At 65.6% G+C, this 23,564-nt stretch carries 23 protein-coding genes and 1 tRNA gene; 18 read left to right on the top strand and 6 right to left on the bottom strand.

The genetic code is table 11. The features are described 5' to 3' along the window. The first annotated feature begins 46 nt into the window (after positions 1-46). From mfd to ACERLL_RS14200, 4 genes are read left to right on the top strand one after another with little or no spacing between them, the layout of a single operon-like run. On the top strand, positions 47-3,550 hold the full coding sequence (gene mfd / locus ACERLL_RS14215; protein ID WP_373656766.1) for a transcription-repair coupling factor: 3,504 nt from the start codon (positions 47-49) through the stop codon (positions 3,548-3,550). 49 nt (positions 3,551-3,599) lie between these two features. Further along, positions 3,600-4,766, top strand: coding sequence for a phosphoserine phosphatase SerB (gene serB, locus ACERLL_RS14210; protein WP_373656765.1), 1,167 nt, complete (start codon positions 3,600-3,602; stop codon positions 4,764-4,766). A gap of 35 nt (positions 4,767-4,801) precedes the next feature. Then, positions 4,802-6,511 (top strand): tetratricopeptide repeat protein, encoded by a 1,710-nt coding sequence (locus tag ACERLL_RS14205; protein WP_373656764.1) that lies wholly within the window; start codon positions 4,802-4,804, stop codon positions 6,509-6,511. After that, positions 6,511-7,200, top strand: a complete 690-nt coding sequence (locus ACERLL_RS14200; RefSeq protein ID WP_373656763.1) for a CsiV family protein — start codon at positions 6,511-6,513, stop codon at positions 7,198-7,200. Before ACERLL_RS14205 ends, ACERLL_RS14200 begins: the two co-directional genes overlap by 1 nt. A gap of 77 nt (positions 7,201-7,277) precedes the next feature. Here the strand turns inward: ACERLL_RS14200 and ACERLL_RS14195 are convergent, their stop codons facing one another. Beyond that, positions 7,278-7,652, bottom strand: coding sequence for a DsrE family protein (locus tag ACERLL_RS14195; protein WP_373656762.1), 375 nt, complete (start codon positions 7,650-7,652; stop codon positions 7,278-7,280). 271 nt (positions 7,653-7,923) lie between these two features. Between ACERLL_RS14195 and ACERLL_RS14190 the strand changes: the two genes are divergently transcribed. From ACERLL_RS14190 to egtB, 7 genes are all read left to right on the top strand, one after another. Beyond that, a complete protein-coding gene (locus ACERLL_RS14190) occupies positions 7,924-8,607 on the top strand; it encodes a site-2 protease family protein (protein ID WP_373656761.1) in 684 nt (227 codons plus the stop codon). Between the two features lie 10 nt (positions 8,608-8,617). Continuing rightward, the gene (locus tag ACERLL_RS14185) at positions 8,618-9,841 is read left to right on the top strand and encodes a tryptophan--tRNA ligase (protein WP_373656760.1); all 1,224 of its coding nucleotides are present in this window, start codon (positions 8,618-8,620) and stop codon (positions 9,839-9,841) included. Positions 9,842-9,860: 19 nt separating this feature from the next. Continuing rightward, the gene (locus ACERLL_RS14180) at positions 9,861-10,637 is read left to right on the top strand and encodes a segregation and condensation protein A (RefSeq protein WP_373656759.1); all 777 of its coding nucleotides are present in this window, start codon (positions 9,861-9,863) and stop codon (positions 10,635-10,637) included. Beyond that, positions 10,634-11,266 (top strand): SMC-Scp complex subunit ScpB, encoded by a 633-nt coding sequence (scpB, locus tag ACERLL_RS14175; RefSeq protein WP_373656758.1) that lies wholly within the window; start codon positions 10,634-10,636, stop codon positions 11,264-11,266. Before ACERLL_RS14180 ends, scpB begins: the two co-directional genes overlap by 4 nt. After that, complete coding sequence (locus ACERLL_RS14170) at positions 11,259-11,999, top strand: pseudouridine synthase (protein ID WP_373656757.1); 741 nt, start codon at positions 11,259-11,261, stop codon at positions 11,997-11,999. Before scpB ends, ACERLL_RS14170 begins: the two co-directional genes overlap by 8 nt. Positions 12,000-12,130: 131 nt before the next feature. Continuing rightward, positions 12,131-12,790, top strand: a complete 660-nt coding sequence (locus ACERLL_RS14165; protein WP_373656756.1) for an endonuclease III domain-containing protein — start codon at positions 12,131-12,133, stop codon at positions 12,788-12,790. A 76-nt stretch (positions 12,791-12,866) separates the two neighbouring features. Beyond that, positions 12,867-14,150 carry an ergothioneine biosynthesis protein EgtB gene (gene egtB / locus ACERLL_RS14160; RefSeq protein WP_373656755.1) on the top strand — a complete coding sequence of 428 codons (1,284 nt, stop codon included), beginning with the start codon at positions 12,867-12,869 and terminating at the stop codon, positions 14,148-14,150. 264 nt (positions 14,151-14,414) lie between these two features. Here egtB and ACERLL_RS14155 read toward each other — a convergent pair whose 3' ends face one another. The 3 genes from ACERLL_RS14155 to hpnD form a co-directional block, all read right to left on the bottom strand. Then, a complete protein-coding gene (locus ACERLL_RS14155) occupies positions 14,415-15,641 on the bottom strand; it encodes a YeeE/YedE family protein (RefSeq protein ID WP_373656754.1) in 1,227 nt (408 codons plus the stop codon). Between the two features lie 361 nt (positions 15,642-16,002). Next, positions 16,003-16,758, bottom strand: a complete 756-nt coding sequence (locus ACERLL_RS14150) for an SDR family NAD(P)-dependent oxidoreductase (RefSeq protein ID WP_373656753.1) — start codon at positions 16,756-16,758, stop codon at positions 16,003-16,005. A 16-nt stretch (positions 16,759-16,774) separates the two neighbouring features. After that, positions 16,775-17,638 carry a presqualene diphosphate synthase HpnD gene (gene hpnD / locus ACERLL_RS14145; protein ID WP_373656752.1) on the bottom strand — a complete coding sequence of 288 codons (864 nt, stop codon included), beginning with the start codon at positions 17,636-17,638 and terminating at the stop codon, positions 16,775-16,777. 146 nt (positions 17,639-17,784) lie between these two features. Between hpnD and ACERLL_RS14140 the strand changes: the two genes are divergently transcribed. The 7 genes from ACERLL_RS14140 (at position 17,785) to ACERLL_RS14110 (ending at position 21,476) form a co-directional block, all read left to right on the top strand. Then, a complete protein-coding gene (locus tag ACERLL_RS14140) occupies positions 17,785-18,438 on the top strand; it encodes a cytochrome b/b6 domain-containing protein (protein ID WP_373656751.1) in 654 nt (217 codons plus the stop codon). Next, positions 18,438-18,980 (top strand): hypothetical protein, encoded by a 543-nt coding sequence (locus ACERLL_RS14135; RefSeq protein WP_373656750.1) that lies wholly within the window; start codon positions 18,438-18,440, stop codon positions 18,978-18,980. The genes ACERLL_RS14140 and ACERLL_RS14135 overlap by 1 nt, the downstream gene beginning before the upstream one ends. Before the next feature lie 75 nt (positions 18,981-19,055). Further along, positions 19,056-19,131 (top strand) — tRNA-Ala (locus tag ACERLL_RS14130). 174 nt (positions 19,132-19,305) lie between these two features. Further along, positions 19,306-20,319 carry a site-specific integrase gene (locus ACERLL_RS14125; RefSeq protein WP_373656749.1) on the top strand — a complete coding sequence of 338 codons (1,014 nt, stop codon included), beginning with the start codon at positions 19,306-19,308 and terminating at the stop codon, positions 20,317-20,319. Between the two features lie 191 nt (positions 20,320-20,510). Next, positions 20,511-20,753, top strand: coding sequence for an AbrB/MazE/SpoVT family DNA-binding domain-containing protein (locus ACERLL_RS14120; protein WP_373656748.1), 243 nt, complete (start codon positions 20,511-20,513; stop codon positions 20,751-20,753). Continuing rightward, positions 20,753-21,106, top strand: a complete 354-nt coding sequence (locus tag ACERLL_RS14115; RefSeq protein ID WP_373656747.1) for a type II toxin-antitoxin system PemK/MazF family toxin — start codon at positions 20,753-20,755, stop codon at positions 21,104-21,106. The genes ACERLL_RS14120 and ACERLL_RS14115 overlap by 1 nt, the downstream gene beginning before the upstream one ends. Before the next feature lie 43 nt (positions 21,107-21,149). Beyond that, a complete protein-coding gene (locus ACERLL_RS14110; protein WP_373656746.1) occupies positions 21,150-21,476 on the top strand; it encodes a helix-turn-helix domain-containing protein in 327 nt (108 codons plus the stop codon). Positions 21,477-21,600: 124 nt separating this feature from the next. Here the strand turns inward: ACERLL_RS14110 and ACERLL_RS14105 are convergent, their stop codons facing one another. Further along, on the bottom strand, positions 21,601-22,161 hold the full coding sequence (locus tag ACERLL_RS14105) for a helix-turn-helix transcriptional regulator (protein ID WP_373656745.1): 561 nt from the start codon (positions 22,159-22,161) through the stop codon (positions 21,601-21,603). Positions 22,162-23,213: 1,052 nt separating this feature from the next. Further along, a partial coding sequence (locus ACERLL_RS14100) for a type II toxin-antitoxin system HicB family antitoxin (protein WP_373656744.1) occupies positions 23,214-23,564 on the bottom strand: 351 nt, incomplete at its 5' end.

Raw genomic sequence — 23,564 nt, 5'->3', positions numbered from 1 at the left:
TATTGTCTTCGACCCGTACCGTCACCAACAACAACCTAGAGCGTCCATGCACCGGTCCTGCGCCATTCACCTACCGCTACCCGAACCGGGACACCCGAAAACCTGGGGCAACCTGCGGGGCGGAGCAGCCGCCCTCGCCCTGCTCACCGCCTATCGCGGCCACGACGGGGCCATGCTGGTGGTTTGCCGGGACATTTCCCAGATGCAGCGCTTCGCCGCGGAGCTGCGCTTCTACGGCGGGGCGGAGCTGTCCGGGGACATCCACCTGTTTCCACACGGGGAGACCCTTCCCTACGACACCTTCGCCCCGCACGCCGATCTGGTGAACCAGCGCCTGACCACGCTCTATCACCTTCACAACGGCGGGGGAGGCATCCTGCTTGCGCCCTGGGCCGCCCTCTCCCAGGCCCTGCCGCCGGCGGAGTTCCTCGACCGCTTCGCCCTCTGGACCCGCGTGGGCGACACCCTCGACCCCGAATCTTTCCGCGAGCGCCTCGACCGGGCCGGCTATCAGGCCGTCTCCCAGGTCAAGGAGCCCGGCGAATTCGCCGTCCGGGGCAGCATCGTGGACCTCTTCCCCGCAGGAACCGAGCAGCCCATCCGGATCGACCTGTTCGACGAGGAGATCGACAGCATCCGCTACTTCGATCCCGAGTCCCAGCTGACCACCGGCCAGGTGGAGGAGGTCCGCCTCCTGCCGGCCCGTGAGGTTCCACTGGACGAGGAGGGTATCCAGCACTTCCGCAGCGCCTTCCGTACACGCTTCGAAGGCGACCCCCACAAAATTCCCCTCTACCGGGACGTGTCACAGGGGCTGGCGCCCGGCGGTATCGAGTACTACCTGCCGCTGTTCTTCGAGCGCACCGTCACCCTGCTGGACTACCTGCCCGATTCTGCCGTCGTCGCTCTCCCGGGGAACCGGGCGGAGATAGCCGCGGAATGGGACAACGAGGTCCGGGAGCGCTTCACCGTGCGCTCCAAGGATCCCCTGCGACCGGTCCTGCCCCCGGAGGAGCTGTTCCTGGACGCGGATACCGTGGAGCGCCGCCTCGGCGGCTTCGCCCGCATCGAGCTTTCCGAGGAGCCCGCCGGCGATGCCGCATGCGACGCCCCCGTGGAGAAGCCCCAGGCCTTCCCCGCCGCCCGCGAGCGGCACGCGGCCATCGACCAGCTGGCCCGTTTCCTTAACGAGCACGGCGGCACCCCCACGCTACTGGTGGCGGAAAGCGCGGGCCGCCGGGAGACCCTGCGGGAACTGCTCGGCGAACGGCACCTGGTCCCCAACGAGGTATCGGGCTGGGAAGCGTTCTGCGCATCCACCACCAACCTGGCGCTCACGGTGGGCAGCCTGGAGCACGGGCTGATGCTGCGCGATCCGGCCGTCCGCGTGATTCCGGAAGCGCAGATCTTCGGTGGCCGTCTCCCCCGGCGCGAGAGCCGCAAGCGCCAGCGCGACCCGGAGGCGGTGATCCGTAACCTGGGCGAGCTGGAGATCGGCAGCCCCGTAGTGCACGAGGACCACGGCGTGGGGCGCTATCAGGGGCTCACCCGCCTGCCCAGCGGCGAGGGCTTCGACAGCGACTACCTGGTGCTGGAGTATTCCGGGGGCGACAAGCTCTACGTGCCCGTGGACGCCCTCGACCGCATCAGCCGTTACACCGGCTCCGCGGAGGAAGAGGCGCCACTCCACAAGCTGGGCGGTGACCAGTGGCGCCGTGCCAAGGCCCGGGCCAAGAAGAAGGCCCGCGACACCGCCGCAGAGCTCCTGGAGCTCTACGCCAAACGTGCCGCCAAGGAGGGCTATGCCTTCCCGCCGCCCGATAGCGCCTACAACGATTTCGCCGCCGATTTCCCCTTCGAGGAGACCCCGGACCAGGAAAAGGCCATCGAGGAAGTGCTGGCCTCCATGCAGGCACCGCAGCCCATGGACCGCCTGGTATGCGGCGACGTGGGCTTCGGCAAGACCGAGGTGGCCATGCGCGCCGCCTTCCTTGCGGTACAGAACGGCAAGCAGGTGCTGCTGCTCTCCCCCACCACCCTGCTCGCGCAGCAGCACCACGACAGCCTGCGCGAACGGTTCGTCAACTCCGCCGTGCGCATCGAGCTGCTGTCGCGCATGCAGTCGCAGAAGGAGGTCAACCAGGCCCTGGAGGGGATCCGCGCGGGCAAGGTGGACATCGCTGTGGGGACCCACCGGCTGCTGCAGAAGGACGTCACCTTCAAGGACCTGGGCCTGGTGATCCTGGATGAGGAGCACCGCTTCGGCGTGCGCCAGAAAGAGCGGCTCAAGCGCTGGCGCGCCGAGGTGGATATGCTGACCCTCACCGCCACCCCCATCCCGCGCACCCTCAACCAGACCATGGCGGGCATCCGCGACATCTCCATCATCGCCACTCCGCCGGACGAGCGGCTGGCGGTGAAGACCTTCGTTTCCGAATGGGACGACGGCCTGATCCGCGAGGCCATCCTGCGCGAGATCCGGCGCGGCGGGCAGGTGTATTTCCTGCACAACGAGGTGCGCACCATCGAGCGCACCCGCGAGCAGCTGGAGAAGCTGGTGCCCGAGGCCACCACGCGCGTGGCCCATGGCCAGATGCGCGAGCGCGAGCTCGAGGACGTCATGTCCGACTTCTACCACCAGCGCTTCAACGTGCTCGTGACCACCACCATTATCGAGTCGGGCATCGACATTCCCAGCGCCAATACCATCGTCATCAACCGCGCCGACCGCTTCGGCCTCGCCCAGCTCCACCAGCTCCGGGGCCGGGTAGGCCGCTCCAGCCACCGGGCCTATGCCTACCTCATGGTGAACAGCCGGCAAGGCCTCACCGCTGACGCCCAGAAACGGCTGGAGACCATCGAGTCCCTGGAAGACCTGGGGGTTGGCTTCCTGATCGCCAACCACGACCTGGAGATCCGGGGCGCCGGCGAGATCCTGGGCGAGGAGCAGAGCGGCCACATCGACGCGGTAGGCTTCGAGACCTACGTGGAGCTCCTCAACGAGGCCATTGAGGATCTCAAGGCCGGTCGCGGCGTGGAGGTGGAGACCGAGCTGGAGGAAGAGGAGCACGGCACCCAGGTCAACCTCCACCTCCCCACCCTGATCCCGGAGGACTACCTGCCCGACGTGCACGAGCGCCTGGTGCTGTACAAGCGCATTGCCTCGGCTACGGACCGGGAAGCCCTGCAGGGCCTGCGCGAGGAAATGGTGGACCGCTTCGGCCGGCTTCCCGATTCCACCCACCACCTCCTGGAGGTGGCCCAGCTGAAGCTGCGCGCCCGGGGCCTCGGCATCGAGCGTCTAGAGGCGGGCCCCGTGGGCGGGCGGGTGGTGTTCTCCCACCGGCCCCATGTGGGGCCGGAGCGTCTGGTGGCCCTCCTGCAGGAGGACCCCGAGCGATTCGCCCTGCACGGCGACCGAGAGCTGCGCGTCAAGGCCGACTGGAGTGACCCGGCCACCCGAATCGAAGGCGTGCGCCAGGTCCTGACCCTGCTCGAAAGCGACGCCCGAGTGGACGAAGGCGCCGCCGAGGCCCAGCAGGCCACCTGAACGCTCCCCCAACCATCTCTGCATTGCCGGACACGCCACGGAGACCCACATGGCCCAGACCGCCTACCGGATCAACGTCTTTTCCACGGCTGCCGAGAGTCCATGTAACGCCCTTGATGCGGTGCCCGGGCTTATGGGTGCGCCGGAGGAATACGCGTTCGGCACCTTTCGACTCGCCACGGCCACGGCCGAAGGCGCCAACAGCCCCGTCGGAGAAGGCCTGGACCGGGCCCTGCGGGGGGCCATGGAGGGGGCCCTTGCAGGAGGATGGCGGACCGTGCGTGCCGAGGACCGCGGCTACCGGGCAGTGGTCCTGGGCGGACAGCTGGACGGCCACCGACTGGCCGGGATGGCCGCGGCGCTCAATGGCCAGGGGCTGGTGATCACGTCCATGCGGGTGCTGTCGCCCACCTTCGCGGCGGTGGAGCTCTCCCTGGTGGGCGCGCCCGCCGATCCCCGGCACCTGACCCGTGCGCTGCGCCCGGCTGCTGAAAGCGCGGGCGTGGACTTGGCCGTTCTCCCGCCTCTGGCCGTGACCCCCGAGCCCGGTCTGCTCATGATGGATATGGACTCCACCCTGCTCGCCGTCGAGTGCATCGACGAGATCGCCGAGCACGCCGGGGTCAAGGAGCAGGTGGCCGCCATCACGGAGCGGGCCATGAACGGCGAGCTGGACTTCAAGGGCAGCTTGGTGGAACGGGTCAAGATGCTGGAGGGGCTCTCCGAGTCCGTGCTCGATTCCGTATACCGGGAGCGGATCGTCCCCAATCCCGGGGCGCGGCGCCTAGTGGAAACGGCACGCGGCCTGGGCTTCAAGGTGGCCGTGGTATCCGGGGGCTTTACCTATTTCACCGACCGTCTCACCGAGGATTTCCAGCTCGACTTCACCAACGCCAACGTCCTGGAGGTGGCGGACGGCCGGCTCACCGGACGGGTACTGGGGGATATCGTCGACGGCGAGCGTAAGGCCGCCACCCTGCGGGAGCTGCGGGACCGGCTGGGCCTGAGTAGCGAACAGCTGATGGTCATGGGCGACGGGGCCAACGACCTCTCCATGATCGGCGAGGCGGGACTGGGACTGGCCTTCCACGCCAAGCCGGTGGTGCGGGCGCAGGCCCCCTACAACCTCATTCACAGCAGCCTGGACGGCGTGCTCTATATCCTGGGATTATCCGACGCGGATATCGCCGCCCATCATCCGCCCACCGCCCACTGATTCCAAGATGCGCCGTTCCTAGGGGGGAGCCGTCCTTGCCGAATTTCCGCCGGGCCTTGCTTCAATTCCTTGCCGCCCTCTTCCTAGCGGTCGGGGCCCTTGCGGGCGCCGCCTCCAGTCTGGCCCAGCAGGTACCCGACCGACCCGACTTACGGGCACCCGGCGGCTCCAATCCCGCCCTGCAGGAACGGGTGCAGATCCTCCGCGAGAACAATTCCCAGCTTCGGCGGCAGGCCCAGGAGCTGCGGGAGCGGGTTACCCGACTGGAGAGCGACCTTACCCACATCCGTGAGCAGTACCAGACCCAGATCGAGAGCCTGGAGCAGCACCTCGCCGACGAGACCTCCAGCCTGGAATCGACCCTGGCGCTCTATATGCGGGTGGGCACTTTCATCCTCATCCTGCTCGGCGTATTCGGCTTCGGCTACATCCACACCATGCTCCGCGACATCATCGAGCGGGCCACCAACAGTCACCTGCGCAGCGAGGAGTTCTCGAGGAACCTCTCGGAGGCGGTGGGCCAGGTGGCCGAGGAGGAGCGGGAGTCCATTCTTGAGGAGAGCAAGGAGGAAACCCGGCAGCTTACCCGCAAGCTTATCGATGAATTCCTGACCGAGGAGCGCACCCGAATCGAGCAGGCCGTCCAGGAGGAGCAGGACGCCCTGAAGCGGCTGCGCGAAGAGCACCTCGACCTCCAGTCCCCGGTCTCTCCGGAAGCCGGCGCCTACCTGGAGAAAGTGGCCACGGCGGTGAGCGACCGCAGCCTCGAGCTGCTTACCGACGACGAGCTGTACTACGCCATGCTGGAGGCGGACAGCAAATCCAACTATGCCGAGGCGGAGCGCTACGCGCGGGAGCTTCTGCGCCGCCACCCGAGCACCGCCGACCGGCTCTCCAACCTCGCCTGGATCCTGGAGCACACCGGCCGCGTTGAAGAGGCCGAGGCCCACTACAAGCGAGCCCTGGAGGCCGATCCCGCGCGAGCGGACATCGCCCGGTACTACGCCTATCTGCTGGACTCCCTGAACCGCCCCGAGGAGGCCCAGCGGATCCTGCAGAACGTCCTGGAGCGGCGGCCCGACGATCTGCGGGCCATAAGCCAGTACGCCAATTTCCTCGCCCGGCGTCAGCAGACCGAGGAGGCGGAGCGGTTGCTGCGGGAAGCTTTGGAGACGCACCCGGAGGACAGCTCCCTGCTGAGCGCCTATGCGCGGCTGCTGCGCGGTCTGGGGCGCTGGGAGGAAGCGGGGGAGCGGTACCGCCAGGCCCTCCAGGTCAACCCCAACGAGCCGGAGCTGCTGGGCGAGGTCGCCGCCATGGAGCTGCAGCGGGGCAATCTCGACCGGGCGGCCCACGATGTGGCCGCCCTACTCGAGCGGGATCCCGAATCCGTGGAGGGCATGGTGCTGCGGGGCCGGATCAACCTGCAGGCAGGCCGCTTCGACGCCGCGGAGACCGATTTCCGCCAGGCACTGACCAACCAGGACAACCGCGCGGATCTCCTCTTCGCCCTCGGCCTCTCCCTGCTCGCCCAGGGGAGGCGCGCGGAGGCCACGGAGATGTACAATCAGGCCCTGCAGGTCACTGCGGACCCGGATACCATTCACAACCAGGGCGTGGCGTCCCTGCGCTCCCTGGCAGAGACGCACCCGGTTCCGGGGAGCGGCGATTTCCTCGAATGGCTCGAAGGAGCCACCGTCCGCGCGGTTCAACCGGAAGCGGAAGAGAGCGAGGCGAGCGAATAGTGCGGCATTTTTCCCTGCTGGTGCTGGCGTTGGGCTCGGCCCTGGCTGCCGGAGCGGCCTGGGGGGCCTCCGAGGATCTGAGCCGGGAGGACCGGATCCCCTACATCGTGCGGTACCTGGTGTTCCAGCACCAGGATTACTGGGACGATCCGCTGCGGGTGGCCGGGCCGGTGAAGGACAAGAAGGAGCCGGAATCCGAGGGGGAGGGCCTCCCCGATCCCACCGCCGGCGAAGACCCCATGGACAAGCTCTGGGACCGGCTCAGCGAATCGGCGGACTATCGGCCCCTCATCCAGGGTCTCGCGGTTCCCTTCGCCGCGCCTAGGAAGGAGGCCGAGCCCATTCCCCTGCGCGGCGCCTGGCCGGCCAGCATCCGTTCCGGCTTCGCCGGTTTGGGGGAAGCGGTGGACCGGCCCATACGGGTCGCCCTGGGCGGTGATTGGCTTCCCCCGGGGATGGCCGGGGACTGGGACAGCGACCGCATCCAGGGCTCGCTCACCTTCTACAAGGGTCGCTATGCCCACCTGGAGGTGAACCTGGAATTCACGGAGCAGCGCCGCTGGATGCCCTGGGGAATCGACGTCCGGCACCACACCCTGCAGCAGAGCCGGCGCCTGCTCCCCAACCGCTTCTATTACTTCGACCATCCACGCTTCGGGGTGATCGCGCGCATCGAGCGCATGGAGTAGCCGCCGGACCGCTCTTTCCGCCCGACGCAAAAAGGCCCGCCGACTAGCGGCGGGCCTTGTAATGCGGAGAGGATGCCCTAGTAGGTCATCACGCAGGTATCTTCGTCCATCGCCTGGGTAATGACATAGGCACCGCCCACGATGTCCTCGACCTCGGGGATCAGACCGTCCTTGTCCACGCCCAGAAGATCCAGGGTGGGGGTGCAGGCCATGAATTTCACGCCGGCTTCGTGGGCGTCCTTGATGAAGTCATAGACGGTCTTGTCGCTGCCTTCCTGCACGTAGAGGTTCTCGGCAACGCCCTTCTTGGCCAGCTCGCCGGCCCCACCGGTCATGACCACCTCAACCTCGAACTCCATGGCCGCGGCCACGGTAGCCTGGAAGAACGGCGCACCAAGCTCGGACCCATGCCGGGGATCGGTATTCACCATTACCATAAGCAGCTTTTCCATGAGGCCCTCCTCCTGGCGCTCCTGCGTATGCGGTCGCCTGTTCGACTGGGTAAATTAGAATTCTGGGATAATTCCATATGCGCACAACCCGGGCAAACAGGATATTTGATCCGCCCATAAATCCTACCTACTGCCCGATTCCGACATGCCGCCGCACGCGGCCTCCCCCGCCGGTCAACACCTCCCGGTCCGCTTGGACTTCCTTTGGCGGCCCAATGTTCTCGCCGGCCCCAGTTTGCCCCGCAGCACGGCCAACCACTATACTTCCGCGATGGAACTGACCCTGATTCAGAAGATCGTCGTCTGGGCCCCGCCCGTGCTCCTAGCCATCACCCTGCACGAGGTGGCCCACGGTTGGGTAGCCCGCCTGTTCGGGGATGACACCGCCTATGTCATGGGTCGGCTGACCCTCAATCCCCTCCGGCATGTGGACCCCATCGGCACGGTGGCCCTGCCCGCCGCCCTGGTTCTGCTCGGCTCACCGTTCATATTCGGCTGGGCCAAGCCCGTGCCGGTGGCCTTCGGCAACCTCCGCAACCCCAAGCAGGACATGGTCTACGTGGCCCTGGCCGGACCCGTGGCCAATCTGGCCATGGGGCTATTCTGGACCATGATAACGGCCATCGCCCTGGGAATGCTGCCGGGGATGGCGTATCTGGCCGAGCCCCTCATGCTCATGGGGGCGGCGGGCATCCTCATCAACACCGTGCTCATGATCCTGAACCTGGTCCCCATTCCGCCCCTGGACGGGGGCCGGGTAGCGGTTGGACTGCTACCCAGCCCGGCGAGCCGCTGGGTCTCCTACCTGGAGCCCTTCGGCCTGCCCATCCTGCTGGTGCTGTTGTTCACCGGCATGCTGGGCCTGATCATCGGCGGCCCCATCTTTTACGTGTCCAATGCCCTCATGGGCTTGGCGGGCATGGACATTCGAACCCTGCTGCAATTCCTTTCCTAACGAACCGAAAATGACCACCACCTCTCAGGAACAGCCTCAAGGCAAGCGGATCCTCTCCGGCATGCGGCCTACCGGCCGCCTCCATCTGGGCCATTACCACGGCGTGCTCAAGAACTGGCGCGCGCTGCAGGAGGCCAACGACTGCTTCTTCTTCGTGGCGGACTGGCACGCCCTGACCACCAACTACGAGGACCCGCGCGGCATTCCCGAGGCCACCTGGGAGATGGTGGTGGACTGGCTCGCCGTGGGAATCGATCCCGGGAAGGCCGTGCTCTTCGTGCAGTCCGCGGTAAAGCAGCACGCCGAGCTGCATTTGCTGCTTTCCATGATCACTCCGCTGCCCTGGCTGGAGCGGGTTCCCACCTTCAAGGACCAGCAGCAGAAGCTGGCGGACCGCAATCTGGCCACCTACGGCTTCCTGGGCTACCCCCTGCTCCAGAGCGCCGACATCCTCATCTACAAGGCCGATGGCGTACCCGTGGGCGAGGATCAGCTCTCCCATCTGGATGTCACCCGGCATCTCGCCCGCCACTTCAACTGGCTGTACGGCCGGGAGCCCGACCACGAGGCCCTGGTGGAGTCGGGAATCAAGAAGATGGCGAAGAAGGCCGCGGGCCGGTTCAAGAAGCTGCGCGCCGCTTGGCGGGAATCCGGCGATGAGGAGGCACTGGAACAGGGCCGCGTCCTGCTGGAGGAGCAGACGAACCTCGGCCGCGACGACTTCGAGCGCCTGCTGGGGGACCTGGAGGGACGGGGCCGGGAGATCCTGCCCGAGCCCGAGCCGCTGCTCACACCCGACGCCAAGTTCCCGGGCCTGGACGGGCAGAAGATGTCCAAATCCTACGGCAACACCATCGGGCTGCGCGAGGCTCCGGACGCGGTGGAGGAGAAGATCCGCACCATGCCCACCGATCCGGCCCGGGTGCGGCGCACGGATCCGGGCACCCCGGAGAAATGCCCGGTTTGGGAATTCCACCAGGTCTACTCCGACACGGAAACCCGGGCCTGGGCCCACGAAGGCTGCACCACCGCCGGAATCGGCTGCATCGACTGCAAGGGACCGGTTATTCAATCGGTGCTCGCCGAGCAGGCACCCATTCGCGAGCAGGCCGAACGCCTTGCCGCGGACCCGGAGCGGGTCTGGGCGCTGGTGGAGGAAGGCAACCGCAAGGCAGAGTACGTCGCCGAGGAGACCCTCGCCGAGACGCGCTCCGTCATGGGGCTCGGCCGCTGAGCCTCGGACGGACATGTACATGAGCGACAGCGAGGCCGTCGCGCGGGTACACGGGGAGCCGCTGGTACAGCTCCCCGATGACCTCTACATCCCACCGGAGGCTTTGGAGGTCTTCCTGGACTCCTTCGAGGGCCCCCTGGACCTGCTGCTATACCTGATCCGCCGCCACCGCCTGGACATCTCTATGATCTCCATCCAGGCGGTGGCGCACCAGTACATGCAGTACGTGGAGCTCATGCGCCAGAACCGCCTCGATCTGGCCGGGGAGTACCTGGTCATGGCGGCCACGCTGGCGGAGATGAAGTCCCGCATACTGCTGCCCCGCCCTCCGTCCGACGAGGAGGACGAGGAGAAGGATCCGCGCACCGAGCTGATACGACGGCTCCAGGAATACGAGCGCTTCAAGGAGGCCGCCGAGGCCCTGGATCGGCTGCCCCGCCGGGAACGGGACTTTTTCGTTGCCCGCGCCCCCGTGGATCCGGAGGCCGAAGCCCCCAGGGCCGAGGCCTCCCTGCTCTACCTCCTGGAGGCCTTTCAGGGGGTCCTGCAGCGTGGCCAGCTGCACAAGGAGCACGAGGTGGGTCCCCAGGGACTCACCGTGCGCCAGCGCATGAGCGAAGTGCTCGCCCGCCTGGAAGGTGCCACCGCCTACCGCTTCACCGAGCTGCTGGATGACCACGAGGGCCGAGAGGGCCTGGTGGTAACCTTCCTCGCCCTCTTGGAGCTGGCCAAGGGACAGATGATCGAGCTGGTCCAAGTGGAGGCGCTCCACCCACTCTATATTCGCGTGCCATGACCCGGGACACCGCCAAGCTGCGCCAGATCGTCGAAGCCGCCCTGTTCGCCGCGCAGGAATCCCTTTCCATTGCGCAGCTCCAGCGTCTCTTCGATGAAGAAACCGCCCCCGGGCGGGAGGACCTCGAGACGGTCCTCGGCGAGCTGCAGGCGGAGTACGCCGACCGGGGCGTGCATCTGGTGGACACAAGCGGGGGCTACCAGTTTCAGACCCATCCAGACACCACCCCCTGGATTCACCGTCTCCATCAGAGCCGGCCGCCGCGCTTTTCCCGGGCCGTTCTCGAGACCCTGGCCATCATCGCCTACAGACAGCCCACCACCCGCTCGGAGATCGAGGACATCCGCGGCGTCAGCCTCAGCTCGGGGGTCCTCAAGACCCTGACGGAGCGCGAATGGATCCAGGTGGTGGGGCGCAAGGAAGTCCCCGGGCGTCCCTCCCTTTACGGGACCACCAGGCAGTTTCTCGGCTATTTCGGCCTGAGCAGCCTGGACGAGCTGCCGCCCCTCAAGGATGTCCAGGAGGCCGATATCGCCGCCCTCGCGGCCCACCTGGATCCGGACGGCGGCGCGGAAGACGAGGCATCCACCGACGATCCCGGCACTCCGGAAGTGGACGACCATGGCTGAGCGGGTCCAGAAGGCCCTGGCCCGAGCCGGCGTGGCAAGCCGGCGGGAGGTCGACCGCTGGGTGGTCGCCGGGCGCGTTACCATCAACGGCCAGGTGGCGGCGCCCGGCGATCAAGTGGGCCCAGAGGACAACGTGGCCATTGACGGGAAAACGCTCTCCCGCCGCCAAGCGGACGGCGAGACCCGCCTCCTGGCCTATCACAAGCCCGTAGGGGAGGTCTGTACCCGCTCGGACCCCCAGGGCCGCCCCACCGTTTTCGACCGCCTTCCCGATCCCGGAGCAGGCCGCTGGATCCAGGTGGGCCGTCTGGACGTGAACACCAACGGCCTGCTTCTCCTTACCACCGACGGGGAGCTCGCGAACGCCCTCATGCACCCCGCTCGCGAGGTGGAGCGGGAATACCGGGTCCGGGTGCGGGGCGCCCCCGATGCGGCGGTCGCGGAGCGGCTGCAAAGCGGCGTGGAGCTGGAGGACGGTCCGGCCCGCTTCACGCGGGTGGAGCTTCTGCCGACGCGGGGAAAAAACGCCGAGCTGCGGGTGGTGCTCACCGAAGGGCGCAAACGCGAGGTGCGCCGGCTGCTGGAAGCCGTGGGCCATCCGGTCAGCCGGCTCCTGCGCACCCGCTACGGCCCCGTTTCCCTGCCCCGGGACCTGAAGCCCGGCCAGTGGCGCGAGCTCGACGAGGGCGAAGTGACGAGGCTGCGCCGGGCGGCGGGCCAGGACGACCGCTGAAACGCGCCGGGTACCGGCACGCTTTCGGTTCCGGACCGCCTTGGGCGGGAATGGGCCCCTGACCGTACCCTACCCCGCTCTGCGGGTCCGGTCCGTATTCCCTTTTGCAACCGGGCTGGCACTTCAATCCCATGGCGAGCTTCCGCGACATCCACGACACCCTGTACACGGCCTTCGGCACCCAGAACTGGTGGCCGGCGGACACCCCCTTCGAGGTGGCCGTGGGGGCCGTGCTCACGCAGAACACCGCTTGGACCAACGTGGAGCGCGCCATTGCCGCCCTCAGGGAGGCGGACTGCCTGGCGCCACGCGCCATCCTCGACACGCCCGACGAGGCGCTGGCAGCCCACATCCGTCCGGCCGGCTATTTCAACGTCAAGGCCCAGCGGCTAAAGGCCCTGTGCCGCTTCCTGCTCCGGGAATGTCCGGATGGGGACATCGCCCATCTGGCCGGGGAGCCCACCGCATCGCTGCGGGTGCGCCTCCTCGCCGTCAAGGGCGTGGGGGAGGAAACCGCCGACTCCATCCTCTTGTACGCCCTGGGGCACCGCATCTTCGTGGTGGACGCCTATACCCGCCGGATTTTCGAGCGCCTGGGCTTGCTGGAGTCCGGGCTTTCCTATACCGCCATACAGACCCGGTTTCAGGAGGCGCTGCCCGCGGATCGCGCACTGTACAACGAATACCACGCCCTGATCGTCGCCCTGGGCAAGGATTACTGCAAGCCGAAGCCCCGCTGTGGCGCCTGCCCCCTGCGCGCCTCCTGCCCCGCTGCAGAAGTCCCGGATTGACCGGGACGTCCTGCTCTTGCATTACTAAGACCTTGTATTTAGGTTTGTTCCCTTTCCCGTCCCGGATCAGGAAGCCATGGAAAACCTGCAAGAACCCTTCCCCTCCGGCCAAGCCTCCGACACACTCGCTGGCCGCTTCCACGCCGTCCGGGAGGCTACGGAGGCCCTTTGCGCACCGCTGTCCGCAGAGGACTGCCTGGCCCAGTCCATGACCGAGGCGAGCCCCGTCAAGTGGCACCTCGCGCACACTACCTGGTTCTTCGAGACCTTTATCCTGGAGGGCCACCAGCCGGACTTCCAGCCATACGGCGAACAGTACCGGGTGCTCTTCAATTCCTATTACAACGGCATCGGAGAGCAGCATCCCCGGCCGCAGCGCAGCCTGCTCACCCGACCGAGCCTCGACGAGGTCCATGCCTACCGACGGCATGTCGACCGGGCGGTGACCACCCTCCTGGACTCCGACGAGGCGGGGGAAATCGCCGACCTGGTGGAGCTGGGACTCAACCACGAGCAGCAGCATCAGGAGCTGATCCTCATGGACCTCAAGCATCTGTTCAGCTGCAGCCCGCTGGATCCGGTCTATCAGACGCCTGCTACCGCCCCGGAGCGCACGGCCCCGGAACAGGTCTGGATCGACTTTGCGGAGGGGATCCGACAGATCGGCCATCCCGGCGGCGCCTTCCACTACGACAACGAGGGACCGGCGCACCGGGTCTTTCTGGAGCCCTTCCGAATCGCCTCGCGTCCGGTGACCTGCGGGGAATTCCTGACTTTCATCGCCGACGGTGGCTACCAACGTCCGGAGCTGTGGCTGGAGGAAGGCTGGGCCCATGTGGGCCGGGAAGGTTGGGAGGCCCCTCAGTACTGGCGGAAGGACGGCGACGGCTCTTGGACGGTCTTCACCCTGGGCGGCCAGCGCCCGGTGGATCCGAGCGAGCCCGTGTGTCACGTCAGCTACTTCGAGGCCGACGCCTATGCCCGCTGGGCCGGGGCCCGGCTTCCCACCGAGGCGGAATGGGAAGTGGCGGCCCGGGAGTGCCCCGGTCCGCAGGGGGCCTTTCAGGAGGACGGCCACCTCCATCCGGTTACGGCACCGGAGGGCAGCCGGGCGCCCGCGCAGATGCTCGGTGACGTCTGGGAATGGACCGGCAGCGCCTACCTGCCCTATCCCGGTTACCAGCCCCCGGAAGGGGCCGTGGGGGAATACAACGGCAAGTTCATGGTGAACCAGATGGTCCTGCGCGGGGGCTGCTGCGCCACTCCCCGCTCCCACATCCGCACCACCTACCGCAATTTCTTCCCCACCGACGCCCGCTGGCCTTTTACGGGCTTCCGGTTGGCGCGCTCAGCTTCATAACCCAAAAAGCAACATCAAGTAGCCAAGCGCGCCAAGAAACGACAAGGACGGCGAAAACAAAATCCTAGAGCCGGAGGCGGGCTCCAGCCTGCCTACGGCGAATAGTGCCGCCTTCTCCTCCAAGGTCTGGGGCACTCCTGCCGTTGTTTTCTAGGCGGTTTGGCATTTTCTTTTTTCTGTGTCTTTCCACAAAAAAGCCCCCGCGAAAAGCGGGGGCTGGCACGAGCAACCTGCTGAGAGGATGCTATACCGGTTCGCCCGGTTTCAGATCTGCTCCAGAGAGCGCATCCCGTTGGGGAGCAGCTTCATGTCGGCCAGGCCGGCAACGAGTGCCTTGCCGAAGGTGGCCTCTTCCTCGTAGACCAGTTTGTAGTACTGGATTTTCATGGTCAGTGCGGCGCCGATGACGATGGAGCCAAAAGTCAGGAAAGAGCCGAGCGCCAGGGTGGAGATGCCGGTCACGCCCTGACCGATGGTGCAGCCCATGCCCATGACGCCGCCGATTCCCATGAGGAAGCCGCCGATGACGTGGTTGCCGGCGTCCTTCCAGGAGGCGAACCATTCAAAGCGGAAGGTCCGGCTTACCAGGGCCCACACCAGGGAGCCCACCACCACCCCGGCGAGGGCCATCAGGCCGAAGCTGAGGAGGTTGGTGCCGAAGCCCCCGGTGATCCACCGGCCCAGATCCCCCGCCGGCGAGACGAAGGTGTAGGACTGGGCGGCGGCGTGCTGAACGGGCGGCTGCACCGCGAACATCAGCTCTTCCATCCACTTCTTGCCCAAGGGGCCGGCGGTCACGAACCAGGCGGCCAGGACGCCGAGGCCGATCACCGCGCCGCCGAGGATGTTGTTGAAGCGGGCGCGGAAATCCACGGACTTGAACACGAAGGCCAGTAGGCCGATCACCAGCATGGCGCCCAGCACGTAGTTCATGGTGGCGCCGGAGACGCCCAGCAAGGCCCCCACGATGCCGCCCAGGGACTGGTCCGGGGCGCCCATGGCGGCGAAATTGAAGGAGGCAGGCTGCAGGGGCACGATAAGCAGCTTTTGCGCGGTGGTGTTGAACATCATGAGATAGGCGCCCAGCCCGAGGAACGCCAGCACCACCACCGACTTGATGTTGCCGCCGCCGATCCGGACCAGCGTCTTGTTGCCGCAACCGCTGCCCAGGGTCATGCCCACGCCGAACAGCAGCCCGCCCAGGAGGTAGCGGGGCCAGGCGAAGTTGGCGGTGCGGTAGGGGGGAAAGGTCTGGTTGCCGTCGGCGGTAATGGCCGGATCCATCACGCCGGTCATGCCCATGATGAGCACCCCGGTAATGGCCACGGCCATGGCGAACAGCCAGGAGCGCATGCGGCCGGTGTCATTAATGTTCACCCAGTCCGACACCGCGCCCATGGTGCAGAAGTTGGTCTTGTTGGCAACCGCTCCGATCACCACGGCCACCAGAAATCCCCATAGGAGGATTTGTTGGGTTAGCGACAGATCCATTCGTCTTTACCTCAAAACCGGGATTAGGTTTTCCGGCCCGGCCGGCCGGGCCGCATGGGTGCGACCTGTTTTCCACGAACCCATCGGCATTCTCCACGGAACCCTGCTCAGTCGAGAATGCCGCCGGGATTCAACCCCGCCGCGAAGGGGCCGCCGGTTCAGAAAGACGCGCCCGCTTCATGGAGAGGCTCCACGCACCTAGCTGCAATTCCTATACCAGCGCTGACTAGGCAGTGGCCCGGGAGTTCCCGGAACCGCAGGCCCGCCGAGTGCGCCAAACCGGACAATCCCGGCCGACCGTTGGCCCGTTTGGAACGCTCCCCCGAAAAACCGGGAGACCGGGCCCATCCGCGGGATAGATTTAGACGGGCAGATCCCCGGGAGTCAGGCGCCGCGTGTGGGCTGGAGCGCCGGAGGGAGCGACAAGCTCAAGGAACAGCTGGGTCAGCTCGGCGGGATCGGGCAGCTCCTCCGGCGTTGCGGCGGGGAAGGCTTCCTCCTGGAGGGGAGTCCGCATGGGACCGGGCTCCACGATATTCACCCGGATGCCGGCCTTTTCGGTTTCCTCGCCGAGCATCCGGGCCAAGGCCTCCTCCCCCGCCTTCGACACGCCGTAGGCGCCCCAATAGGCATGGGGCTCGCTGCCAACCGAATCACTGACGAAGGTCACGGTGGGGTCTTGCCCCTGCTGGAGGAGGCGGAGGAGCGGTTGCGTGAGCAGGAAAGGGGCGGTCAGGTTCACGCGCAGAACCTTGTCCCAGGTCTCCGGGGAGAAGTGCTCGAGCGGCGCGAGGGCGCCCAGGATGGCCGCAGCGTGCACCACGCCGTCCAGCCGGCCCAGCTCCTCCTCAAGGGTCTCCGCCAGCTTGCTGTAATCCTCGGGCTGTGCGCCCGCCAGGTCCACGGCGAAGATGGCGGGCTGGGGTCCCCCGGCCTGCTCGATCTCGTCGTAGACCGCCTCCAGGTGGGCCACCTCCTTGTCCAGCAGAACCATGGTGGCCCCCGCTGCCGCGAAGGCCAGGCTCACTGCCCGGCCGAGACCCGATCCGGCGCCGGTGACCAGATAGACCCGCCCCCGCAGGGCGCCTTCCTGGGAGCCTCCCGTTTCCCCTGTCACTATACCCTCCTGCCTTTCAATGCTTTGCCACCCGCTTGGCCCGCTTGCGCTCCTCGCGATAGGTCCGCCAGGCAATCCAAAACTTGCGCAGCGGGGTCAGCCGGATCTCGTGCCTCAGGACACTCTCCTCGGCCTCCGCCACCTCCTGCAGGGTCTTGCGGTAGATGGCGGCCATGATCAGGCCGGGAAGCTGATTGTACCGGTCGCACTCCGGAAGCTCCTCGAGCGCCTGTCGATAGTAATCCAGGGCCCGGTCGATCTCGAAATCCATCAGCCGGGAAAAGGCCTCCGAAGGCTGTCCTTCCAGGATATCCCCTTCCGCCACGCCGTGCGCCCGGAGGTCTTCCTGGGGGATATAGATCCGGCCGCGCCCGGCGTCCTCGCCCACATCGCGCAGGATGTTGGTGAGCTGGAAAGCAATGCCGAGCTTGTGCGCGTATTTCCGGGTGCCGCGATCGCCGTAGCCGAAGATCTCGATGGAAAGCAGTCCCACCACGGAGGCGACGCGGTAGCAGTAGAGCTGGAGGTCGGAAAAGGACTCGTAGCGGTGGGTATGAAGATCCATCTCCACGCCGTCGATGATCTCCAGGAAATAGGCCTTGTCGAGCTGAAAATGGGTGCACGCCTCGGCAAGGGCCTGCCCCACGGGGTGCTGGGGACGCCCGCCGAACACCTCTTCCACCTCACCGCGCCAGAAGGCCAAGCGGGCCGCTGCCGCCGCGGGATCGGAAACGTTGTCCACCGCATCGTCCACCTCCCGGCAGAAAGCGTACAGGGCCTGGATGGCCTCCCGTTTGCGGGGGGGCAGAAACTTGAAGGCGTAATAGAAGCTCGAGCCGCTGGACGCGGCCTTTTCGGCGCAGTATTGGTGCGGATTCATGGGGTGCTGTGGTGCCGTGGGGCGGGTTGGAATCGGCCCAATGGTAGCCCGCGCCTCGGGCGGCGTCCACCTTTGCTGGACAATGCTCGGCGCCTTCTGCCTATACTTCCCCGAAGGGATTTTCGCTGCCATCTCAAGGAGCTCCCGTGGAGGACACGCCTGTCTATGGACGCCGCGTCTGGGATCCGGTCGTGCGGATCTTGCACTGGTGGATCGCCCTTGCCGTCCTCGCGCAGTTCGCCCTGGGCGCCATGATCATGGGCGAGCACACCCTCGGCCTTTCCGAGGACGGCGAGCATCTCCTGGTTACTATCCACGCGAGCATCGGCTACGTGTTCGGCGCCGGCCTGCTGGCCCGGATCCTGTGGCTGTTCATCGCGCCCGGCAGCGGATCCTGGCGCGACGTACTGCCCCACACTTCCGACCAATGGCAGACGGCTCGCGCCACCATCCGGCACTACCTTCGCGGCTTTCGCGGAGAACGTCCCTTCTACCGGGCACACAACCCCCTCGCCGGCCTGGCCTATGCGGCCTTCCTGGTGGTCGGCCTCAGCCAGGTAACCACCGGCGCCACCATGTTCACCAGCCCGTCGGAGCTCGGCGAGCTCTGGGAAGCAGTGCACGAGACCGGATTCTGGATCATTCTCGGCTTCGTCGTACTCCACCTGGTGATGGTGGCCGTGCACGAGGTCACCGAACGCCGCTCGCTGGTATCCGCCATGATCCACGGGCGGAAGTATTTCACCGCCGAAGAGCTCGAAGCGCATCCGGAAGCCCGAAATGAGGAGGAGATCCGCTGATGGAAGGCAAGAAGAACATCGTTTTCGGCCTGATCTATTTCGTGGCCACAGCCGCCCTCGGGCTGGTCATGAGCAGCAACCTGTCCGGTCCGGTGGCGGAGGCCCAGGGCCAGAAGGCCGAGCGGTTCTCCACCCTGGAACAGCAGGTGCAGAGTGGCTTCATGATGGCCGACGAGCCCGCGGTGGTGACCGGAGAGGCACTGCTGGCCCTGAACAACCTGATGAAGGTGGAGGAAGAAGCCGTCAATTCCATCAAAGGGGGGCCGCATGCTCACGGCAACCTGGAATCCATGGCCAATATCGTCATCGGCATACTGCTGATGTTCCTGGCCGTGCCCTCCGCCTTCAAGCAGGTGATCAGTTGGCTGTTCCTCATCGCCGCCGTCTTCCATTCGGGAATGCTCTACCTGGGCGTGGTCTTCAACCAGGGCTGGGCCATGACCGTGCTCGGGACCGGCATCGGACCCATCGCCCTGCTGGCCGGCCTGTTCCTGGCGGGGATCGCCGCGCTCATGGGACTGCGTCCCCAGGTACAGACCTGAGCACCGCTTCGCTTGCGGAGGGCCAGGACTTTCGTTAGAGTACTGCCTTCCAGCGGGCGTTTTCCGCCCGCTATCGGGGCCGTAGCTCAGTTGGGAGAGCGCCAGAATCGCACTCTGGAGGTCAGGGGTTCGACTCCCCTCGGCTCCACCATATGAAAACCCCGCTGAATCAAGGGCTTGCGGATTTCGCCGCAAGCCCTTTTTTTTGGTCCCACCCCGCCTTGTCACACTCCGCCGAAAAAGGGGGGTAGCTCCCAAGCGGCTTGCGGCGCCCTAGACTGTGTCCCAGGAGACACACCAGGCCAAAGCAAAAGGAGCAAGATCCGTGGCAAGCATCCGCAAGCGCGGGAACCGGTGGCAGGTCATCGTTCGACGGCGGGGCTACCCCGACCAGACCCAGACCTTCACGAAAAAGCCCCAGGCCGAGCAGTGGGCGCGAAAAATCGAATCGGAGATGGACGCCGGGGTCTGGGAGGATACCTCGGAGGCCGAGGAAACCACCCTCGGCGAAGCGCTGGAGCGCTACCGGCGGGAGGTGACCCCGGGGAAGAAGAGCCGGGTGCAAGAGAGCTACCGGATCGGGAAGCTGTTGGGCCATAAGATCACCGAACGGCCGCTCGGCAAGGTCCGGGGGATGGATGTGGCCGATTACCGCGACGAACGGCTCCAGGAGGTGGGGCCCGACACCGTCCGCCTCGACCTGGCGCTGCTGTCCAACCTCTACGAGGTCGCCCGCAAGGAATGGAGCATCGCGGGGATCGCCAACCCGGTGGCCAATATCCGCATGCCCCGCCCCTCCAAGGGCCGGGACTGGCGGCTGCAGCCCGGCGAAGAGGAGCGGATCCTGCGGGCCGCCGCCCAGGCGGAATGCCCCTGGATCAAACCGTTTATCCAGCTGGCCCTGGAGACGGCCATGCGGCGCGGCGAGCTGCTGCGCCTCCGCTGGGACCTCGTCAACCTGACCACCCGGGCCGCCCACCTGCCCGAAACCAAAAACGGCGAGGCCCGCTCGGTGCCCCTGTCGACCCGAGCGCTCGCGGTGCTCCAGGCCCTGCCCCGCTCCCTGGACGGGCGGGTCATCCCCCTGTCGGACAACGCGGCCCGGCTCGCCTGGAAGCGGTGCATCAAACGTGCGAACCGGGAAGCCCGGAACAAGGGGATTCCGGAAATCGAGGACCTGCGCTTCCACGACCTGCGCCACGAGGCCACTAGCCGGTTTTTCGAGCGCACCGAACTGGGCCTGATGGAAATCGCGAGCGTAACCGGCCACAAGGACCTGCGGATGCTTAAACGGTATACGCACCTGCGGGCTAGCGACCTGGCCCAGAAACTGGGGTAAGCCCGGGAAGCTGGCGAAGGGCCCGTAAAGGGTTCCTGACCCGGTATGGCCCCGCCCTTGGCGGGGCCTTTGCATCCCGGGGTCCTGCCTTCAGAAGCCCCAGCATGCCGCTTTTGGGAATCAGTTATTGGCGGAACTTAGCTGGGGTTGGTAGGATCTACATTGTAGAAACAAAAACGCGGAGTATCACTATGCGGTCTTCGGTAAGCAAGTGGGGTAACAGCGCGGCGGTTCGGATCCCCCAACCCCTGCTGGAGCAGTCCGGGCTTCTCCTGAAAGACGAGGTGGAGATCGAGGTAGAAGACCATACTTTGGTAATCCGTCCGGCCCGCTCCAGGCCGTCCTATTCCCTGGATTCGCTCCTGGACGGGATTACCGAGGCAAACCTCCACAAGGAAGTGGATTGGGGCGGACCCGAAGGCAATGAGCTGTAATGGCCCCCCAACCTGCAACGCCCCAGCAGGGCGATGCCCTTTGGTTCCGATTCCACCCGCAGGCCGGACATGAGCAGCGAGGCTGGCGGCCTGGAGTGGTGGTCAGCCCCCAAGCCTTCAACCACAAAACCGGCCTGGTGCTGATCTGCCCAGTCACAAACCAGGCAAAAGGGTATCCATTCGAGGTTTCCTTGGATACCGTACCTAATCTTTCCGGAGTTATCCTCGCCGATCAGGTGCGCTCTCTAGACTGGCGCGCCCGCGCGGGAGATCCAATAACCCGCATCCCAGAGGCCCTATGGGAGGAAATGGTGGCCAAGATCCAGCCCCTTCTCGAGCCGGTCGACTACTAATCCTGCTATAAACTGGCCAAGGAGCGGAGCAAGGAGGTAGATGATGGGTAAGAAACTCCTGGAAATGAAAGAGGAATTTCTCCAAGGCCAGGAGTTTAGCGAGCACTACCACGACTTGGCGCCCGAATACGCCCTGGCCCGGGAACTGATCGCCGCGCGGCAACGGGCCGCCCTCACCCAGAGCGAAGTGGCTGAACGGATGCATACCAACCAGCCAGCAGTGGCCCGCTTGGAAAGTGGCCGTCAAATGCCCACCTGGAAAACCCTTCGCCGTTATGCGGAGGCCACAGGAACCCACTTCGAGGTACGCCTGGTACCCAGCGATGAACGAGCCCAAGGCGCGGAGCGACCCCAGCCCGAAAGTCCATAGCTGCCACCGCGCGCCCCACCTTTTGCACCTCAGCTGGCCCCTCGACCCTATCCTCCCCTGCCCAAACAAAGAAGGGCACCCGAACCCTTGCGGGTGCCCTTCTCCTGATACCCAAGCCGGCGATTTACCCCATGGCCGCTCGTAGCTCTTCACTAGGCGCCCGGGCATCGAAATAAAAGCCGTTCCCAGAAGCCACAGAAGCTTTCATGCAGCAATTGAGCACGTTTAGCTGCATGGTGACCTGAGCAACCTCCAGGGCTTCGCTTGAGAAGCCTTTTTGTCCCTCCTCTTGGAACCACCTCAGAACATCCGCCAGATGCCAGAGGGAGGGATTGCCCTCATGGACCGGATCGGGGAACGAGGCCCCCTTGCTCTGTATGAGCTTGCGCACATTCTGGCGGGACACCCCAAAGAAGTCGGCGATGTCGGTTACCCCCACGTAGTCGGGGTCAGCCTCGATCAGTTTCGCGTCCGGGATGGCCTTGCGCGCATTGGCGACCGCACTGGTTAGGGCCTCCATGGCGCTATCCGCCGCCCGGATGAAGTGCAGCGAGACCCGGCCATTCTGGCCCACCCCTACCAAGGCATCGTCGCATCCCACCTCCGCAAGCGCCTCCAGGTACTTCCCGGCATCCTCATTGGCGCTTCCGAGCCGGAACTTCAACCTGAAGTCGTATTCCTTCATGGCCCTACCCCTTGGTCTCAGCAACTTCGCCAATGCAATAGTCCACCACCACCCGGGTCTGCTTGGCATGGTTGTTCGGGTTCTTGGGGGTGCCCCAGCTAGAGGATATGCAGTGCTCCCCGCAGCGGCATTCTTGCAGGTTGTAGGGGCACTACCTTTTCCCCCAGGCATGGCCTCCGTCACATCCACTCACCAGCCCCTAGATTCTGCGTGACGCAGGGCATACCCCACCTCGTTTTTTGAATGCCTCTTCCTCGACATCCACCCTTCACCTAGATGATGGATATTGACAGCATCTCATCAGGGTTGTCAGTCGACAACCTGTAGGCCTGCGGGGGCTGCCACCCCTGGGGTTGTCGGGCTCCTCGTTTCCTTGGTTGCAGCCCCTCCTACGCGCCCAGATACACAAGGAGTCCGCCTTCGATGCCGACACCGAGCTGCCCCCTGCCTAAAAACCTGAAGGTGCAAACAACGGGTCTGGTCTATCCGCGGCCCACGCCCAGGCCGCGGACGAACGGACTGCCCAGGAGCAGGCCCGAGCGGCCCCAGGTGGAAACCGACAAATTGACGGAAGGGGCTGCCCAGGAAGCCGACCGGCTAAGGCAGGAAGCAAGAGAAACGCGATCGCACGTTCGCCCCGCCGAACAGCGAGCTGAATCCGCTGGGCCAAGCCCAACGGTTCTGGGAAAACCGGGAGGTCGAGGAGGGGAAGACGGCGAAAAGACCGGAACGGTCCGCCGGCCGTTTGGCCCCGTCTCGTGCGGGACGAACCTCGGTTAGATCCCAAAAGTGTAGTTATCTCAACCAGTAGAACTGGAGAGAGATTAAGCTGCATTATGGGAGATTGCCACTGGAGCGCCCCACTGCCCACTATCCGGACTCTTAGCTATGCAGCCTCGGCGAAATAAAGAGGGCCCGAAGGGCCCCTTAAATCCGATTTTTCGCAAAAGGCCCTGATTGCTTCGGCTTTCTTTCAATAAGAATAAGTTTATTAAACATCAACACCTTAGGTTGATCCCCGTGGTTCACGGCTATCCGGACGCTCAATGACCTTAACGAGCTCGCGGACGGTGCCCCAGATAATCCAAGGCAGCATGAGCTAGAAAGCCAGACCGGCTCTCCCCTTCTTCCTTGGCGGCCCGGTCAATGATCGCGAGAATGCGTTCGGGGAGGGATACATTGATCCGGCGAACCTCGCCAGAAAGGTGGAAGAGGTCAACCTCAACAAGCGCCCAGGTTCCGTCCTTATAGACAGGATTCTTCTGGTGCTCAGCAATGGGGGCCTGACCCGGAATGGGATCCCCGTCCGCCAGCATCCCCTCTAGATGTAAGGACTCGGGTGATTGTCTCCCTCCCCGGAGCCTGATGTATTTTGAGGCGCGGTCGGTGATTGAATACCTACT

This window comes from Thiohalorhabdus sp. Cl-TMA (assembly GCF_041821045.1).
GTDB classification, from domain to species: domain Bacteria; phylum Pseudomonadota; class Gammaproteobacteria; order Thiohalorhabdales; family Thiohalorhabdaceae; genus Thiohalorhabdus; species Thiohalorhabdus methylotropha.
Note: the sequence above shows the minus strand (reverse complement) of the source record. Positions and strands in the feature narration are given on the sequence as shown.

Coding starts and splice junctions, on each gene's coding strand:
- ACERLL_RS14110 (WP_373656746.1), top strand. CDS start 21,150: ATGGGTAAGAAACTCCTGGAAATGAAAGAGGAATTTCTCCAAGGCCAG.
- scpB (WP_373656758.1), top strand. CDS start 10,634: ATGACCCGGGACACCGCCAAGCTGCGCCAGATCGTCGAAGCCGCCCTG.
- ACERLL_RS14170 (WP_373656757.1), top strand. CDS start 11,259: ATGGCTGAGCGGGTCCAGAAGGCCCTGGCCCGAGCCGGCGTGGCAAGC.
- egtB (WP_373656755.1), top strand. CDS start 12,867: ATGGAAAACCTGCAAGAACCCTTCCCCTCCGGCCAAGCCTCCGACACA.
- ACERLL_RS14135 (WP_373656750.1), top strand. CDS start 18,438: ATGGAAGGCAAGAAGAACATCGTTTTCGGCCTGATCTATTTCGTGGCC.
- ACERLL_RS14155 (WP_373656754.1), bottom strand. CDS start 15,641: ATGGATCTGTCGCTAACCCAACAAATCCTCCTATGGGGATTTCTGGTG.
- ACERLL_RS14105 (WP_373656745.1), bottom strand. CDS start 22,161: ATGAAGGAATACGACTTCAGGTTGAAGTTCCGGCTCGGAAGCGCCAAT.
- serB (WP_373656765.1), top strand. CDS start 3,600: ATGGCCCAGACCGCCTACCGGATCAACGTCTTTTCCACGGCTGCCGAG.
- ACERLL_RS14120 (WP_373656748.1), top strand. CDS start 20,511: ATGCGGTCTTCGGTAAGCAAGTGGGGTAACAGCGCGGCGGTTCGGATC.
- ACERLL_RS14115 (WP_373656747.1), top strand. CDS start 20,753: ATGGCCCCCCAACCTGCAACGCCCCAGCAGGGCGATGCCCTTTGGTTC.
- mfd (WP_373656766.1), top strand. CDS start 47: ATGCACCGGTCCTGCGCCATTCACCTACCGCTACCCGAACCGGGACAC.
- ACERLL_RS14190 (WP_373656761.1), top strand. CDS start 7,924: ATGGAACTGACCCTGATTCAGAAGATCGTCGTCTGGGCCCCGCCCGTG.
- ACERLL_RS14195 (WP_373656762.1), bottom strand. CDS start 7,652: ATGGAAAAGCTGCTTATGGTAATGGTGAATACCGATCCCCGGCATGGG.
- ACERLL_RS14165 (WP_373656756.1), top strand. CDS start 12,131: ATGGCGAGCTTCCGCGACATCCACGACACCCTGTACACGGCCTTCGGC.
- ACERLL_RS14185 (WP_373656760.1), top strand. CDS start 8,618: ATGACCACCACCTCTCAGGAACAGCCTCAAGGCAAGCGGATCCTCTCC.
- hpnD (WP_373656752.1), bottom strand. CDS start 17,638: ATGAATCCGCACCAATACTGCGCCGAAAAGGCCGCGTCCAGCGGCTCG.
- ACERLL_RS14180 (WP_373656759.1), top strand. CDS start 9,861: ATGAGCGACAGCGAGGCCGTCGCGCGGGTACACGGGGAGCCGCTGGTA.